The 16,725-nt window shown below is 39.6% G+C and carries 15 protein-coding genes; 13 read left to right on the top strand and 2 right to left on the bottom strand.

Annotated features, from left to right (window positions below):
- The first annotated feature begins 162 nt into the window (after nt 1–162).
- From MKZ25_RS13995 to MKZ25_RS13980, 4 genes are all read left to right on the top strand, one after another.
- Complete coding sequence (locus MKZ25_RS13995) at nt 163–1,161, top strand: nuclease-related domain-containing protein (protein ID WP_340802071.1); 999 nt, start codon at nt 163–165, stop codon at nt 1,159–1,161.
- 3 nt (nt 1,162–1,164) lie between these two features.
- Nucleotides 1,165–2,085, top strand: a complete 921-nt coding sequence (locus MKZ25_RS13990; protein WP_340802070.1) for a diacylglycerol/lipid kinase family protein — start codon at nt 1,165–1,167, stop codon at nt 2,083–2,085.
- Nucleotides 2,086–2,150: 65 nt separating this feature from the next.
- Complete coding sequence (gene trmB / locus MKZ25_RS13985; protein ID WP_340802069.1) at nt 2,151–2,798, top strand: tRNA (guanosine(46)-N7)-methyltransferase TrmB; 648 nt, start codon at nt 2,151–2,153, stop codon at nt 2,796–2,798.
- A gap of 23 nt (nt 2,799–2,821) precedes the next feature.
- The gene (locus tag MKZ25_RS13980; RefSeq protein WP_340802068.1) at nt 2,822–3,682 is read left to right on the top strand and encodes a YtnP family quorum-quenching lactonase; all 861 of its coding nucleotides are present in this window, start codon (nt 2,822–2,824) and stop codon (nt 3,680–3,682) included.
- Nucleotides 3,683–3,801: 119 nt separating this feature from the next.
- On the opposite strand, the gene MKZ25_RS13975 is transcribed toward MKZ25_RS13980, so the two are convergent.
- The gene (locus MKZ25_RS13975; protein ID WP_079528542.1) at nt 3,802–4,116 is read right to left on the bottom strand and encodes a peptidase M4; all 315 of its coding nucleotides are present in this window, start codon (nt 4,114–4,116) and stop codon (nt 3,802–3,804) included.
- A gap of 146 nt (nt 4,117–4,262) precedes the next feature.
- Between MKZ25_RS13975 and MKZ25_RS13970 the strand changes: the two genes are divergently transcribed.
- The 9 genes from MKZ25_RS13970 (at nt 4,263) to MKZ25_RS13930 (ending at nt 14,381) form a co-directional block, all read left to right on the top strand.
- On the top strand, nt 4,263–5,339 hold the full coding sequence (locus tag MKZ25_RS13970; RefSeq protein ID WP_340802067.1) for a M42 family metallopeptidase: 1,077 nt from the start codon (nt 4,263–4,265) through the stop codon (nt 5,337–5,339).
- Nucleotides 5,340–5,419: 80 nt separating this feature from the next.
- Nucleotides 5,420–6,019 (top strand): DUF84 family protein, encoded by a 600-nt coding sequence (locus MKZ25_RS13965; protein WP_340802066.1) that lies wholly within the window; start codon nt 5,420–5,422, stop codon nt 6,017–6,019.
- An 83-nt stretch (nt 6,020–6,102) separates the two neighbouring features.
- A complete protein-coding gene (locus MKZ25_RS13960; protein ID WP_340802065.1) occupies nt 6,103–6,621 on the top strand; it encodes a hypothetical protein in 519 nt (172 codons plus the stop codon).
- Nucleotides 6,622–6,729: 108 nt separating this feature from the next.
- The gene (locus MKZ25_RS13955; RefSeq protein WP_340802064.1) at nt 6,730–7,545 is read left to right on the top strand and encodes a DUF1444 domain-containing protein; all 816 of its coding nucleotides are present in this window, start codon (nt 6,730–6,732) and stop codon (nt 7,543–7,545) included.
- Nucleotides 7,542–8,156, top strand: coding sequence for a YtpR family tRNA-binding protein (gene ytpR / locus MKZ25_RS13950; RefSeq protein WP_340802063.1), 615 nt, complete (start codon nt 7,542–7,544; stop codon nt 8,154–8,156). Before MKZ25_RS13955 ends, ytpR begins: the two co-directional genes overlap by 4 nt.
- A 210-nt stretch (nt 8,157–8,366) precedes the next feature.
- On the top strand, nt 8,367–11,546 hold the full coding sequence (locus tag MKZ25_RS13945) for a DNA translocase FtsK (protein WP_340802061.1): 3,180 nt from the start codon (nt 8,367–8,369) through the stop codon (nt 11,544–11,546).
- 145 nt (nt 11,547–11,691) lie between these two features.
- Nucleotides 11,692–12,990 carry a UDP-N-acetylmuramate--L-alanine ligase gene (gene murC, locus MKZ25_RS13940; RefSeq protein ID WP_340802060.1) on the top strand — a complete coding sequence of 433 codons (1,299 nt, stop codon included), beginning with the start codon at nt 11,692–11,694 and terminating at the stop codon, nt 12,988–12,990.
- A 362-nt stretch (nt 12,991–13,352) separates the two neighbouring features.
- Complete coding sequence (locus tag MKZ25_RS13935) at nt 13,353–13,862, top strand: DUF948 domain-containing protein (RefSeq protein WP_340802059.1); 510 nt, start codon at nt 13,353–13,355, stop codon at nt 13,860–13,862.
- Nucleotides 13,863–13,901: 39 nt separating this feature from the next.
- Nucleotides 13,902–14,381 carry a YtxH domain-containing protein gene (locus MKZ25_RS13930; protein ID WP_340802058.1) on the top strand — a complete coding sequence of 160 codons (480 nt, stop codon included), beginning with the start codon at nt 13,902–13,904 and terminating at the stop codon, nt 14,379–14,381.
- A gap of 39 nt (nt 14,382–14,420) precedes the next feature.
- Here MKZ25_RS13930 and pilM read toward each other — a convergent pair whose 3' ends face one another.
- Nucleotides 14,421–16,577, bottom strand: coding sequence for a pilus assembly protein PilM (gene pilM / locus MKZ25_RS13925; RefSeq protein ID WP_340802057.1), 2,157 nt, complete (start codon nt 16,575–16,577; stop codon nt 14,421–14,423).
- Nucleotides 16,578–16,725 lie beyond the last annotated feature (148 nt).

Below are 16,725 nucleotides of genomic sequence, written 5' to 3'. Positions count from 1 at the left end.
TTCCGACCCGGAATGGAAATCAACCCCGATGTTATGGGGAAATTATAATTCCTTAATTTAAAAATAGCGCATTGCTTATCGGCAATGCGCTATTTTTTTTGGCGGATAACCTGTAAAATATAAAGTAATGAAGATTAGGAATGAACTTAGGGAGAAGATAAAATGGCTCAGTTAATAAAACTTCAAGATTATATTTCACGATACGAAATTGACTTGGCACGCTATCCAACACAGTTTATTCGCTTAAAGCAAAATCAGTGGGAGCGAATAAAGTATCAATGGCAGACCGGAGGAACAATTGAACGTTGGGAACATATAGAGGAAGAAGTACAGGAAGAGAAGAAAAAATCACTGTTCCAAAAACTTTTTCCTTTCAAAAAAGAAGTAGATGTTATCGAAGAAGAACAAGAAGATATCGAAAAAGTGACCATTTCCAATGAGTGGGCAGTAGAAGAAAATTTACATCAAGAAGAGGATACAACACTGATTTTTGAACCGAATCTTGTCTATACGCCAAAAACATTAGAAGAACTTAAGAAAATGTTCATCGATCAGTTTTTTCATTTCCAAATGAAGTGGGCGAGCTCGACATTACGCGAAAAATCTTATGTCGATCCAAAATTTATGCGCGATACATTATTGCGATCTATGTTACAAACATTACCGGACAATTACTTAATCTTCTATTATCCGATTTTACGTGTGAAAAAAGCGCCGATAGAATTGGATATTATCATTATGACACCGACAGAATGTCTATGTATTACGGTTCTGGAACAGGAAAGTCAGGCAGTATATATAGCAAATAGCGAACGCTTCTGGTTAAAAAAGGTCGGGAAAAATGAAAAAAAAGTGCTTAGCCCTTTAATTCAATTAAACCGGATGGAAAAAGTGGTCGAACAGATTTTTCATCAGAATGATATTGAACTGCCAATTCGTAAAGTGTTATTAACACGAAATGGCTATATCGATTATCCCGGAACAATGTATGGCGTTTCATTTGTGGATAAACGGAAATTTCCTGAATGGATGGGGCAATTAGCGCGTACTGTTTCGCCCATGAAGCATATGCAAATACGGGGTGCACAAGCCCTACTAAATACAGTCCAAACGACATCTTTTCATCGGGATATTTGGAATACGGAAAATACGGAAGATTGATAAATGGAAGTTCATTTTATTATTAATCCTTGCGCAGGAAACGGTCAGGGAATGAAGCGTTGGCGTCAGTTTGAACAGCAGTTGGCAATCCCGTATCAAATCCATAGGACAAAATACGAAGGGCATGCGCTATTGCTTGCAAATGATATTGCCAGACGAGCAAAAAAGGAAAACCCCATCTGTCTTATTGCCATTGGCGGAGATGGAACAATTCACGAAGTGCTGAATGGTGCAGTCTATTTTGAAAATGTCTATTTAGGGGCAATTTCAGCCGGCTCTGGCAATGATTTTGCCAGGGGGTATGAAGCATTCGAAACGAATAAACAGTTAGAGCGGTTTATAGAAACAGTAAAAAGCACCTCCCATGATTGTGGAGTAGTAAACTTCAACGGGTCAACAAAATACTTTGTTAATAATTTTGGTGTGGGGTTTGATGCATTAGTGGCGGACATCGCTAACAAGTCCACGCTGAAGAGGTCGCTTAATAAATGGAAACTAGGAAAGCTGAGCTATCCTTTTTATGTCATTCACGCGCTTTTTACATATAAACCGTTCAAGCTCACGATTTTCCAAGAAGGGAAAAAGAAGCAATATCAAAATGTATGGTTTGTAACGGCAAGCAATCAGCCTTATTTTGGCGGGGGAATGAAGTTGTCTCCTGAATCAAATACATCCGATGGTCAGTTTGAACTGACAGTCGTCTCCAATTTATCGAAGTGGAAATTATTATTCCTGTTTGGGACCGTATTTTTTGGGAAGCATACCCTTTTAAAGGAAGTCGAGCAATTTGCAGCAACGGAAGCACAGTTGATTTTTGATGAACCGGTCATGGCACATGCAGATGGAGAAATACAAAAATTAGCACTCGGTCAAAATAAAGTTCAAATAACCGTTCATAAAAATATATGGAATTTAGCAAAATAAAAGCAAACGAAGCTATTTTCCGTTATAATATGAGGCAGCTACACAATAGAAAAGAGGATAAGTAAGTGAGATTAAAGCATAAACCATGGGCAGCGGAATATATTCAACAACATCCTGATGTAATTATTCCAAATCCGGAAGATTATAAAGGTAAGTGGAATGAAGTATTCGGCAACGACAACCCGATTCATATCGAAGTTGGTACGGGTAAAGGGCAATTCGTTTTAGGGATGGCACTGCAAAATCCGGATATTAACTATATCGGAATTGAATTATTTGATAGTGTTATCGTTTGTGCCCTTGAAAAAATTGAAGCAGCTAACAAACCATCGAATTTGCGTTTATTAAAAGTTGATGGCGCGAAGCTGGAAGAGTTTTTCGGAAAAGGGGATGTGGACCGTGTATATCTGAACTTCTCGGATCCATGGCCAAAAGTGCGACATGCAAAACGTCGCCTGACACATGAAGGTTTCCTGAAAATTTATGAGAACATTTTAGTTGATAACGGTGAAATCCATTTCAAAACGGATAACCGTGGTCTTTTTGAATATTCACTCGTAAGTATGAACGAGTATGGTATGGCATTAAATTATGTATCACTAGACTTACATGCGAATATGCCGGAAGATAATATTATGACAGAATACGAGGAGAAATTCTCGAAGCTCGGTCAGCCAATATATCGACTAGAATGCCAATACAAGACGAAATAATAACGGTTTAGGGGGATGGAGAAATGGATCGATTTGAATTTCACAATATGACACTGACATGGTTACATGGGGGTGTTACAGCACTGGATGGCGGGGCTATGTTTGGGGTAGTGCCAAAAGCACTGTGGTCTCGTAAATATCCGGTGAATGAATTGAACCAGATTGAATTAGCATGTGAACCGATTTTAATTCAATACGAGGGGAAAAATTACTTAATCGATTCTGGTGTAGGTGCCGGTAAGTTAAATGAAAAGCAGTTGCGCAATTTCGGAGTTTCCGAAGAATCAACAATTGAAAAAAGCTTAGCTGAAGCTGGATTACAGCCAAGTGATATTGATGCGATTTTAATGACACATCTGCATTTTGATCATGCTGGCGGCTTAACGAAGTGGGAAGGGGACAAGCTTGTTCCGGTTTTCCCGAATGCAGTTATTCACACGACACAGATTGAATGGGACGAAATGCGCAATCCGAATATCCGTTCAAAGAATACGTATTGGAAAGAAAACTGGGAGCCTGTTCAGCATTTAGTGTCAACATATGAGGGTGAGCTGGAAGTGGCTCCAGGTTTGAAAATGATTCATACGGGCGGCCATAGTGAAGGACATGCGATTATCCGTCTGGAACAAAATGGTGAAGTGGCGCTACATATGGCGGATATTATGCCGACACATGCCCATCAAAATCCGCTTTGGGTATTGGCATATGATGATTACCCGATGACAAGCGTATTTGCGAAAGAAAAGTTAATGAAAGAAGCGCTGGCAAATGGCTACCGCTTTATCTTCTACCATGATGCGTATTACCGCATGATTCAGTGGGATGCAACAGGCAAGGAAGTAAAAGACAGCTTGGAACGTTCGAAACCGGCATTAATTAAGTAAACACGAAAGCACCTGCATAATTTTCGATGCAGGTGCTTTTATTATCGGTTGGACTAAAATACTTTTATCGATGCCCAAAAAAATACGATGACTGAAATTACGTCATCGCATCCGTTACATTATATTTGTTTAATATCTACAATGGCACCGGAACGGGCATCTGCTGCGAACTCATAGTTTTCAAGCTCGCCGTTGATAGTGCGGGAAATTCCTCCACGATAGACCGGAGTTTCTGTAAAACCGTTACTGAAGTTTTCTGTTTTCATGTAAATCCAAGAACCATCAATTGGTGCATGTTTTTTAAATTCATCTTTGATGTTGGCTAAAATATGATCTGGATTCGCAAATGGTGCGACGCGATTGCTCATTTCTTTAACAATGACAGCTGCTGCCATCCCTGTTACTACCCCTATTGTAAAGTCTTTTAAATTCATTTCAAAATACCTCCTCAAAATAGTGACTACATTTACTTTATCATATTCTGAAAATAGAGTAAAAATAATAGAAGGTTCGAAAGTCGAAATATTGCTTGCAATTTGTGTTATAATGAAGGCAAATCTACATTTAGAGGTGTTGCAGAATGAATCAAGATACACTTGCTCTTTTTAAAACATTAACAGAACTTCCTGGTGCGCCAGGGAATGAGCGTGCAGTCCGCAATTTTATGCGCTCGGAATTAGCAAAATATTCTGATGAAGTTATCCAGGATAATTTAGGCGGCGTATTCGGTGTGCGTAAAGCAAAAGATGAACAAGCGCCAAAAATACTCGTCGCTGGTCATATGGATGAAGTCGCATTCATGGTTACTTCCATTACTGAAAACGGCATGATCCGTTTCCAGACACTTGGCGGCTGGTGGAATCAGGTTATGCTGGCACAACGCGTTACGGTCTATACAAAAGACCGTGAAATTCCGGGTGTTATTGCATCAATTCCGCCGCACTTATTAACGGATGCGGAACGTTCTAAACCGATGGATATTAAAAATATGCTGATCGATATCGGTGCAGATTCAAAAGAAGATGCGATGAATTTAGGTGTACGTCCAGGGCAATCCATTATTCCGGTATGTCCATTCACACCGATGGCCAATCCGAAAAAAATTATGGCAAAAGCGTGGGATAACCGCTACGGCTGTGGTTTGGCGGTTGAACTTTTAAAAGAGATTCACGGTCAGGAAGTGAAGAACCATATTTATTCTGGGGCGAATGTTATGGAAGAAGTCGGTTTACGCGGTGCAGCAGTTTCATCAAATATGATCAAGCCTGATCTGTTTTTTGCATTGGATGCATCACCGGCGAATGATACATCTGGCGATAAAAATGAATTCGGTCAACTGGGCAAAGGAACATTGCTCCGAATTTTGGACCGTTCAATGGTTACACACCGTGGTATGCGTGAATTCGTGCTGGACACAGCAGAATCAAACAATATTCCGTACCAGTATTTCGTTTCCCAAGGTGGTACAGACGCAGGACGTGTGCACACTCAAAATGACGGCATTCCTTCAGCTGTAATCGGGGTTTGTTCACGTTATATTCACACATCTGCTTCGATTATTCATGTGGATGACTACGCGGCGGCTAAAGAACTGCTAGTTAAATTAATTCAAAGTGCAGACCGTTCCACAATCGAATCTATTCGTGCAAACGTATAAAAAAATTCAATATTATATTATAATACAAGGATGCGAACTTATCGCATTCTTGTTTTTGGGTTGCGGACAATAGGTTTAACGTGACTTACATAAAAATCGGGAAACCAATTTACAGGTATAGACGGTTTAAAAACGAACAGCTTGGAGATGAAATAATGAGAGTAGCAGTAGGATCGAAAAATAAGGCGAAATTAGGCGCTGTGGAAGCAATTGTCCAACAGTATTTCCCTGAAGCCACAATCGAAAATATGGAAGTACCTTCAGATGTATCGATTCAGCCCTTCTCAAACGAAGAAACGAGACAAGGTGCGATCAACCGTGCGCGTCACACGATGATGCTGACAAATGCGGATATGACATTTGGACTTGAAGGCGGTGTCGATGAAATCGAAGGAACTATGTATTGCTGTAACTGGGGAGCGGCTGTTTTAAAGGATGGCACGGTCATTGCCAGTTCAGGAGCTCAATTTGCCCTACCTGAAGAAATAGCTCAGGAGCTTCGTATGGGGAAGGAACTTGGACCGGTGATGGACGTCTATACAGATAGCGAAAATATTCGTCATCATCAGGGAGCAGTTGGTATTTTCTCTAATAATTTAATCGACCGAAAAGAAATGTTTGAACATATCGTTAAGTTATTAGTCGGTCAAATTTTATTTAAAATAAATAAAGAGCAATAGGACCGGATGTAGAGCACATTCGTTGCATTACGGCTCGGAAAATTATTATGATACGTTTGAAGGTTTGAAAGAGAGGGAATACAATGAGTCGTAAATGGATATATGCGTTTTTGCTTACTTCACTTGTTGTTATATTATCAGCATGCAATCAAACAGTCGAAGAACAAGCACAGGCAGGGATGGAAAATGCTGAAATAATGTTTAGCAGCGAACCGAACGAAGTAAACAAAACGATTGGACATATACAGCTATACTTGCCAAAAGGATATAGTATTCAAAAAGGAATCGATGAATTGAATTATACGATTCTGAATGGTAAAGATTCCTATATATTATTCGTTAATCAGAATGAACCGGAAAACAGTCAGTTGCAGTATGACTTGTTAAAGCAGGAGAACAAAAATGAAATTGTAGAAGAAAAAACTTTCGAATCGGATGGCCAATTCGGATTTTCTGCTGTCACAAAATTTCCTGAAGAGAAATATGAGCTGATCGTCAATTTAGGAGGCGTTAAGTTGTCTACTATTTCCGAGGGTAAGAAAATTGACGAGAAAATACAGGAAATGATGGAGATTGTGAAAACAGTGAAAGTGATTAACTAGTTGAAGCGTCGAATAAAGTAATCACATAGCTTTTTTGTTACAATAGATGAAGTAAATGGAACGGTTCACATTTGTGAGCCGTTTTTGATTAGATAAAGGAGTGGTTGAATGGAATCGAAACAGTTAGTAGCTGAACTGAAGACTAAGTTAGGTGAGGCAAACTTCACATTCACATTCGATGAAAAACATGATAAATTACGTCTTGAACATAAAAAAATCGGGCGAGGAATGGATATCTCTTTACCCGAAATTTTAACGAAGTACGAAACGAAAAAACAGCAGGCAATCGATGAAGTGATTTATACAATTGAGCAAACATTTTTAGCAATGCAACGGGAAGAAGAACAGGGCTTTGGCAGACTTGCTTCTGTTTATCCGATTATCCGCTCAACTTCCTTCCCAAAAAAATCGAATGATGGCCATGCTTTTATCATGACAGATCATACGGCAGAAACACGTATTTATTATGCGCTTGATCTAGGTACAACGTATCGCTTAATTGACGAATCAATGTTGCCGAAGTTAAATGTAACAGAGGAGCATATACGAGAAGCAGCCCGTTTTTCTGTAAAAAAATTGCCGACCTCTGTAAAACGTGATGAAGTTTCGGGCAATGTTTATTACTTTTTAAATCAGAATGACGGTTATGATGCAAGCCGTATTTTAAACGAAAGCTTTTTAAAGGAAATGGAAAGCCAAATTGAAGGCGAAATGACGGTATCTGTCCCGCATCAGGATGTATTAATTATTGGTGATATTCGGAATGAAGTAGGGTATGATGTATTAGCGCAGATGACAATGCATTTCTTTACAGTTGGCGCGGTGCCGATTACGAGCCTGTCATTTGTATATGAAAACGGTCATTTAGAACCAATATTTATCCTAGCGAAAAACAAAGTAAAAAAGGAGCAAGACGAAAAATGAAAGTAGCTTACAACAAAGCACATGTAGGAGATGTCCTATTAGTACAATTATCAATGGAGCCAATCGTTAAAACAGCGATGGAGCGCGCTGGCGATGTAGCCATTTTAAAAGAAGAAACAACTGGTGAAGTGAAAGCATTTAACCTTTTTAATGCTAGCAAATACGTAGACCTGGATGTTGCAGGAAATGTGGAAGTAACACCGGAACTTGTAGAGAAATTAGAAACGGCTTTAAAAGCAAACGGCGCGGAAATTTCTTTAGATGTAGACTTTTCACCAAAATTTGTAGTTGGCTATGTTGAGACAAAAGAAAAGCATCCAAATGCAGATAAACTAAGTGTTTGTAAAGTTAACGTTGGGGATGAAACATTACAGATCGTATGTGGTGCACCGAATGTAGATGCAGGCCAAAAAGTAGTTGTTGCTAAAGTGGGCGCTGTGATGCCTTCTGGTTTATTGATCAAAGAAGGAAACTTACGTGGGGAAGATTCATTCGGTATGCTTTGCTCTGCGCGTGAACTGGCAATTCCAGGCGCACCTGAAGTAAAAGGGATTTTAGTACTGGACGATTCTGCAGAAGTAGGAAGCCCATTCGAAGTCCCATCTCGTTAATAAGTACGATAAGTTAGTATGTTGAGCTGAGTCTCTCATACTAACTTTTTTTTATCCTTAAAAATATTAGCGACAAAGCGCATTTACCGAGCAAATATGATATGCTTTTGAGGTGTATATTATTTATACACCGCAATTTAAATAAGAATAAAGACCGTTGCAAATAGTGGAATTTGTACGGCAATGTTTTTAAGGAAAGAAGTGGTATTTATGAGTTGGATTAAAAATAAATTTAATAAATTATTTAAAATGGATTCAGATGAAGAATATGATGAGTATGAAGAATCTCCAAAATCGGATGAAATACACCAAACAAAACAAACACAGCAGCAAAAATATCAGGAAGAAAATGAAGCGCCGAAAAATACATTCCGATTCCCTCTAATAGAAGATGATTACGAGGAAACGGTAAAGCAAGATGATGGACAGCGAAAGACGACGCGTTTTTATGATGATGAAAAGGAAGAACTTACACTTCCTAATTATTTGCAAAAGCATACAGCCAAGGAAGTATATGATGTTGAAATATCCGGTATCCGAGATTTACTTGAACGCCGCCGCAAAGGAAAAGGCCACACAAATGTCGTACATACAAGAGACCCCGTCCGCCGAATGCCGAATTTAAAAGAGGAACGGGAAGCGATACGTCACAATAAGCCTGTCCGCTCTGAAAGAACTGAAAATAAACAGATTTTAAAACCGATCGAAATTAGGAAACGTTTTATTCCTACAGATGTACCATCACCTGTACATGGTTTTAAAAAGCCGTCACCAATTGAAAAGTTAATTGAAAAGCAGCAGGATGAAAAGCTTAAAAAAGAAGAGCAGGAACATAAATCAATAATTGAACCAGAACATAATGAAACGGCAAAAAAGCCGACTGATCCGGTTGTTATACCATCAAACGAAGAAGAACAGCAAGCTCCGGCAAATCCTGAGCATGGAAGATACGATTCTAGTTCAGAAGCAGAAATTACACAAACTGAATTACTTATACCAGAATCAGAACCTGAGGCAGAACCTACACGTGAGCGTGAAGAAGAAATGGTTTTAGTCGAAATGGAAGAATCAATTGAAGAAGAACAGCAACCGCTGGAAGAAGAGGTAGTTGAACAACTGACAGAAGCGGTTATCGAGGTAGAAAATGAATTGGAAGAGGCTGTAGTAGATGAATCTTCCGTTGCAGAAATAATCAATGATGTCCAAGTGAAGCATGTAACAATTGAAAATTCAACGATACACATCGGTCAATTAAATGTGGAGCAAATGCCCCCATCTGAAGACGCTATCGTAGTAGAAGAGAAGAAGGAAGAAACGGATTCAGTACAGCCAATCAGTACAAGAAGCCGTGTTCCTTTTAATGTGGTGATGCTGAAATCAGACAAACAAAAACTGATGACGAAGCAATTTGTTGAACAGCAGCTTAGCTTGCAAAGTAAAAATAATAAAGTAGACGAAATAAAGCAAAAAGATATTATTCATCCGGTTGAAGAGACGGATGAAGTTCATACTGAACTGGCGAATACCGTGCAGCATGTAAAGAATGATGAAACAGAAACTGTGAATCAAGAAACAGAGCCAACTCAGAATGAAGTACGACAAGTGCAGGAAAATGTGGAAGTCACTACTTTTAACGAGCAAGTGGTGAAACATGAACCAACTAATCAGTATGAAGAGGAAATGATGAGGACATCGACTTCTACATCTGTAGGATTACTGGAACGTGAATCCGAGATACCTGAAAAAGTGGAAGAGCTATTAGAAGTTTCGGCAACTACGGAAGCTGTAGTGGAAGCAGTTCCGGAAACCTTGAACGTTCAAGAAGTACCGGAAATCCAAGAGGTGGAAGAACTTCCGACGATTAAAGAGGAAGAGCCAATTGTTGAAGAAACAGCAGACGAAAAAGCACATTCTACTAAAGAAGTGATAGCAGAGGAAGCTGAGACAGTAATAGAAGCACCTCCAGTTAAAAGAATACCTTATGTAAAACCACCTCTTGAATATTTAGTACCGCCGGAGGAAATGGTGGAAGACCGCGACTGGATGGATGAGCAGGGCGAAAATTTAGTCGAAGCACTGTCGCATTTCCAAGTGCAGGCACAAATTGAATCGATTGTCCAAGGACCGGCCGTTACCCAATTTGAAATTACAGTAGGGCACGGAACGAAGGTTAGCAAAGTCCGCAATTTAACGGATGATATAAAATTGGCATTAGCTGCAAAAGACATTCGTATCGATGCGCCAATTCCGGGGAAACGATCAATCGGTATTGAGATTCCTAACCGGATTTCTCGTTCGGTGCGCCTTTCGGAAGTGACAGAATCAGCATCGTTTAAAGATTCGGATTCACCGTTGGAGGCAGCACTTGGTTTGGATTTAACAGGGAAGCCGGTCACAATCGACTTACGGAAAATGCCGCATGGTCTGATCGCCGGTGCGACAGGATCGGGTAAATCGGTATGTATTAACTCGATTTTGGTCAGTCTTCTGTATAAGGCAAACCCGAATGAATTAAAGCTTATGCTGATTGACCCGAAAATGGTGGAACTTGCGCCTTTTAACCATATTCCGCATTTAGTCAGCCCTGTTATTACAGATGTCAAAGCAGCGACTGCAGCGTTAAAATGGGCAGTTGAGGAAATGGAAAGACGTTATGAGTTATTTATGCACAGCGGTGCACGTAAAATAGAAGCATATAATAAAATGTGTGATGCAAATGGTATGTATGCACAGAAGCTTCCTTACTTATTAATTGTCATCGATGAGTTGGCGGATTTAATGATGATGTCCCCACAGGATGTGGAAGACAGCATTGTGCGAATAACGCAAAAGGCCCGTGCTGCAGGCATCCATTTAATTGTTGCCACACAGCGCCCATCCGTAGATGTTATAACTGGCCTGATAAAATCCAATATTCCAACGCGTATCGCCTTTTCGGTATCTTCACAAATCGACTCCCGTACAATATTGGATTCACAGGGTGCAGAACGATTGCTGGGACGCGGAGATATGCTATATTTAGGAAATGGAATGTCGGCTCCAACCCGTATTCAAGGCACATTTGTAACAGATGATGAAATCGAAGAAATAATCGAGTATGTACGTGAACAAGGTGAGCCACAATATATTTTTAAACAGGAAGAATTATTAAAACGCTCAGAAACAATCGAGGAACAAGACGAGTTGTTTGAAGAGGCATGCCGATTTGTATTTGAACAAGGCTCAGCATCGACATCCCTTTTACAACGCCGTTATCATATTGGCTATAATCGGGCAGCTAGATTAATCGATATGTTAGAGCGACATGGTTATGTTTCAGAACCAAAAGGAAGCAAACCGAGAGATGTATATATCACAGAAGAAGAGCTGTTTGAACAATTTGGAGGCTAAAGCACTAGTAAATTGAACAAATAAAAAATTAGAATTGTCGTTCAATTATCGTAACGTGTATTTAGTGCTATAATGTAGGCATACTTTGAAACAATAAATGGATAATTCAATGGGGTCTTCGTATCCTAGGAGGGTTTTATAAATAATGACACGCTATCATTTTACCGGTATTAAAGGTTCAGGCATGAGTTCCCTGGCACAGATTCTATTTGATGCAGGAGAGCAAGTTCAAGGTTCCGACTATGAAACATACTATTTTACGGAGCAACCATTACGTGACCGAGGAATAGAAATTTTAAATTTTGATGAAAATAATATTAAAGAAGATTTAACAGTTATTGCAGGGAATGCGTTCAACGATGATCATCCAGAATTAGTGCGTGCACGCGAGTTAGGGATTGAGGTCATTCGCTACCATAAGTTTTTAGGTGAATACAGCAACCGCTATACTTCTATTGCCATTACAGGTGCACATGGTAAAACGTCTACGACTGGTCTTATGAGCCATGTTGTAGGCGGTTATATGCCGACATCGTATTTAATCGGTGATGGTACTGGTTCAGGTAAAAAAGATGCTTCATATTTTGTTATGGAAGCATGTGAATACCGTCGCCACTTTTTAGCGTATCATCCGGATTATGCGATTATGACGAATATCGATTTTGATCATCCGGATTATTTCACAAGCATTGACGATGTATATGATGCTTTCCAACAGCTGGCCTTACAAGTGAATAAAGCTATTATTGCTTGCGGAGATGATGAACAGCTTCAGAAGATTCAAGCCAATGTACCAGTAGTCTACTATGGTTTTGATCCAGCTAATGATTTTTCAGCGCGTAATATCGTTAAAACATCGGAAGGTACGGAATTTGATGTTTATGTACGTAATGAGTTTTACAGTAAATTCTTCATCCCGTTATTCGGTGACCATACGATTTTAAACTCGTTGGCGGTAATTTCACTTTGTCATTATGAAGGGGTTCCAGCCAAGCTGATTCAAGAACGTCTTAATACGTATGGCGGTGTAAAACGTCGCTTTACTGAAACAAAAGTAGGTAATGCGATTTTAGTAGATGATTATGCACATCATCCTACAGAAATTGCGGCAACTTTGCAATCAGCGAGACAAAAATATCCTGATCGTGAAGTTGTTGCGGTATTCCAGCCGCATACCTTTACTCGAACGAAAGCATTTTTACAAAACTTTGCGGATAGCTTGAGCGGTGCCGACGCAACCTATTTATGTGATATTTTTGGTTCAGCACGCGAAAAACAAGGAGAGCTTTCGATTCATGATTTAGCTAACTTAATCGAAGGCTGTACTGTTTTAACAACCGATACAGTTGATCAACTTAAAAAACATGAAAATGCCGTGTTCCTGTTTATGGGAGCGGGAGATGTTCATAAATATCAAGATGCATTTGAAGCCATTTTGAACTAATTGAAAAACAGCTTAACCTATAAGTAAAAGGATAAGCTGTTTTTCCATACATAAAGAGAAACGTCCTGTAACGACCAACATCGTGCTGGTCCGACGCAACCGGGTTTTGATGTCAAGGCGGGATAATTGATCGAACTTCTATTCATAAAGGGTTTTATTCATCAAGAGATTGGGGAATATGAAAGCATGGACAAAATGTCATTCGCCTTTAGTGAATAAATAAATAACAAATTAACAGTATTCACGTAAGAAAAGCTAGTATTTCTTAAGGGTTTTGTGGAAAAAATGCTTTTCTAGGAAAAGGATTGTCGCAATTTTTGTCGAATGTAATAAATGGAACTAGATAGAGGAGGTTATATTTGATGGAAGTATTACTTTATATTGCGGCATTGGTGGCTGCAATCGGATTTTTAGTCCTATGTGTAAGTATTGGTATGACGTTGTTTTCTGTTAAGAATACATTGAATTCAATCGCGGGAACAGTTGCCGGTATTGAAGGGCAAATGGAAGGCATTACACGTGAGACGACAAGCCTGCTTACAAAAACTAATGCATTGGCAGATGATATTTCAGATAAATCGGAGAAGTTAAATTCAGTAATGCATGCTGTAAAAGGTGTGGGGGATTCTGTGAATAATTTGAATTCATCAGTTCAACGCATTACTACATCGATTTCAACAGAAGTGCATAAAAATGAAGATAAAATTGCGCAAGTCGTTCAATGGAGTAATGTAGCGATGGGGATTGCAGACCAATGGCGTCAGCGCAAGCCGATCAATGAAGAAGATATTATTTATACGAGTACTAAAACAAATGAAACACCACCAAGTTTAGGCGAGAAGTCAAAATTCGGTTTCTTAAAACGTAAGTAAAGGGAAAATGATACTTAATCACAAGGGGGAGTTTTTGAAATGGAAGAAAAACGCGTAAACTATGATTATAACCGATTAAATGATTCAATTTATGATGATGAAAAAATTCATGTTAAGGATTTTGTTATCGGCGCATTAGTAGGCGGGATTGTCGGTGTTGCAACAGCTTTATTACTTACACCGAAGACGGGCAGTGAAATGCGTAATGATGTAGCGGTACAAGCTGTAACATTAAAGGATAAAAGTATTGAACTTTCCGGCACGGCAAAGGAGAAGACAGCACAGCTATCAACGCAGTTAAAAGAGCAATCTTCTTCAATTGTTGAAAAAGTGAAAGCTAAAACAGCAAAACAGCCTCCTGTCCTGGATGGGACAGCTTCATCAGAAGGCGAAGAACCATTGCCACTTGATAAAATGGTAGATGAAGAAGTACTCGCTGCTGAATCTCCGGATCCCGATAGCGTAAATACAGACCCGGATATCGCACCAAACTCAACACGCCATACAGATGTAGAATAAGAAAAAACGGCTCCCAAAAGTATTGGGAGCCGTTTTTTATTATTCCACAACCGGTGGATCAGTCAGCTGAATTTCAAGTTGGTCGCCACCGAATATTTCAGCATCAAATGAAGAGGGCTGTCCATTACGTAAAATCGTAAATGATCCTTTAAATGTAGCAGGAAGCTGCCAGTTTGAAAATCGAAAGACATCCTGATAAATCCATTTGCTTGTATCTTTTTCGATAATATTAATTGTAACCCCATTCGGCACTGATGCTTCATGGTGTACTACCTGACCATTTACCGAAAACTCACGGGCTGTTTTAACAAGTTCCACCTGTTCTTGCTGGAACGTTACAACCGCTTTTTCTTCCAATAACAAATTTAAATGTGCTGCAAGTTGTTCAGCTGTTGGTAAATGACGTTGTTCAAATGTAATGATATCTCCATTTTGAACAGGGTAATGAAGTTTCCCCGGCTTTCCGTTAATGAAAAGCTGTGATGAAAAATCAGGGAAGGATAGAGGTTTCCCGTCGATATGAACAAAATATGATTGGAACTGTTGTATATTCACAGATTGGTTCAATGATTCCAATATATTTTCCACTGTTTCGATTGTTTCGATGACAATTACGTCTCGGTCCTGTAAAGGTGTATCCAATTTTACGATTTTACCGTTTACAAGTACTTTAGGTTCAATAGTGTATTGCTTTTCCTCAATTGTCACAGTTTTTAAAGAAGCAAGATCAATTATTTCTCCTATCGTAACAGAAGCGCCTGTCCCGTCTTTTCCGGGAATCAGTTCTATTTGATCTCCATTTTTAATAAGGGATTTAATGGAGGCATTTTCACCATTTAAAATGATCTGTGCCGGCTGCCCATGCTCTCCTGGTACAAGAATACTTTGACCGTTCACAGTAATCGACAAACCATGTCCAGGTTTGCCGTATAATTGTTTTGCCCGGATGTTCGCAGCCAAAAATGCATCCCCGACTGTCATTTCCTTCAACTCAAATAGTCTTATAATTTGTTCATTTACTTTTATGGACATGTAATGGATCGGTGACTTTTGTGCTGCAATCGCAATCCCGATCGGTGTCACAAGTTCAGGGGTTGCGGCAATATGTTCTGCGCGAGTCAGGTTCTGAATGGCATTCACATCACGGACCGCTACACGGTTAGACGGTAAATTTAATGTTTTCCCGATTTCTTCCGGCAAGTAAGGTGTTAAACTCCCGCCACCAACTAACATGACCGCTTTTGGAGGCGTGTTGTTGTTTAACCGTAAAATTTCCTCACCTATGGACTTTGCCAAGTTTTCGATGGCGGGATATATTTCTTTGATCACTTCTTCACGCGGGAAATATTGGTCAAATCCTAAAATATCCTGAATGAGAATTTCCTCGCTCGTATGTAATTGTCTTTTTGCTATTTCAGCGACCGGAAAATCCAGTAAGTAATGGTCACTTAAACTTTCAGTAATCTCATCACCGGCAGTTGGCACCATCCCGTATGCTACAACCGTACTTTTATCTGTAATAGCAATATCCGAAGTTCCGGCACCAATATCAACAAGTGCTACATTTAGGCGGCGCATGGAAGGAGGGATAAGAACATTTATAGCGGCAATCGGTTCTAAAGTGAGGGCTTCCATTTCTAGATCGGCACGTTTTAATGCCGCAAGCAATGATTCCACAACTACGCGTGGAAGGAATGTGGCAATGACTTCAACAGATGCTTCATCGCCTTGCTGATCGAGCAGGCTCCCGATTTCTTCTCCATCCAGCCGGAAATACAAAACAGAATAGCCGACACAGTAATAATGATTATTTTTTGTCTCTTCCTTATGAAGCAATAGTTGCTGCTGAGCCTGTTGAACGGCTTGCAGTTCCAGGCGATTAATATCTTCTTCCGTAAAGATCGGTCGGTTTTTGATAGGGACGGAAATACTGGCCTGTTCGGTTTTTAATGCACGTCCGGCTGCTGCGACACTCACTTTCTCCAAAGGTCCGTGTTTTTCTTCTAATTCGGTCTTAATTTCCTGGATAAGCTGTGCTACATACAGGACGTTATGTATTTGGCCATCAACCATTGCACGCTCTTTATGTTCTTTTACTAAAATATCGGCGACATGGTAAGTATGTGCATGTTGCTCTAGAATAATGCCGACAACGGAGCGTGTTCCGATATCAAGTGCGAACAATTTGTTTGCCATATGAAAACGCTTCCTTTCTATTATTATCACAATATACTTTAACGAGTTGAAGCGCTAAATTAAAAATGCGTGACATTCTACAATAGTTTGATTATAATAAGATTATTACTTAAAAATGTATCATACTTTTTATTTATCTGAAAGTGCC

Origin of the sequence: Solibacillus sp. FSL W7-1464, from assembly GCF_038004425.1 — a bacterium.
Lineage (GTDB): Bacteria > Bacillota > Bacilli > Bacillales_A > Planococcaceae > Solibacillus.
This window is presented reverse-complemented; position numbering and strand designations above follow the sequence as displayed.

Excerpts from the sequence above, each read along its gene's own strand:
- pilM (WP_340802057.1), bottom strand. The coding sequence starts at position 16,577 with ATGGCAAACAAATTGTTCGCACTTGATATCGGAACACGCTCCGTTGTC.
- MKZ25_RS13975 (WP_079528542.1), bottom strand. The coding sequence starts at position 4,116 with ATGAATTTAAAAGACTTTACAATAGGGGTAGTAACAGGGATGGCAGCA.
- MKZ25_RS13995 (WP_340802071.1), top strand. The coding sequence starts at position 163 with ATGGCTCAGTTAATAAAACTTCAAGATTATATTTCACGATACGAAATT.
- MKZ25_RS13990 (WP_340802070.1), top strand. The coding sequence starts at position 1,165 with ATGGAAGTTCATTTTATTATTAATCCTTGCGCAGGAAACGGTCAGGGA.
- MKZ25_RS13935 (WP_340802059.1), top strand. The coding sequence starts at position 13,353 with ATGGAAGTATTACTTTATATTGCGGCATTGGTGGCTGCAATCGGATTT.
- MKZ25_RS13930 (WP_340802058.1), top strand. The coding sequence starts at position 13,902 with ATGGAAGAAAAACGCGTAAACTATGATTATAACCGATTAAATGATTCA.
- MKZ25_RS13980 (WP_340802068.1), top strand. The coding sequence starts at position 2,822 with ATGGATCGATTTGAATTTCACAATATGACACTGACATGGTTACATGGG.
- MKZ25_RS13960 (WP_340802065.1), top strand. The coding sequence starts at position 6,103 with ATGAGTCGTAAATGGATATATGCGTTTTTGCTTACTTCACTTGTTGTT.
- MKZ25_RS13970 (WP_340802067.1), top strand. The coding sequence starts at position 4,263 with ATGAATCAAGATACACTTGCTCTTTTTAAAACATTAACAGAACTTCCT.
- ytpR (WP_340802063.1), top strand. The coding sequence starts at position 7,542 with ATGAAAGTAGCTTACAACAAAGCACATGTAGGAGATGTCCTATTAGTA.
- MKZ25_RS13955 (WP_340802064.1), top strand. The coding sequence starts at position 6,730 with ATGGAATCGAAACAGTTAGTAGCTGAACTGAAGACTAAGTTAGGTGAG.
- murC (WP_340802060.1), top strand. The coding sequence starts at position 11,692 with ATGACACGCTATCATTTTACCGGTATTAAAGGTTCAGGCATGAGTTCC.
- MKZ25_RS13945 (WP_340802061.1), top strand. The coding sequence starts at position 8,367 with ATGAGTTGGATTAAAAATAAATTTAATAAATTATTTAAAATGGATTCA.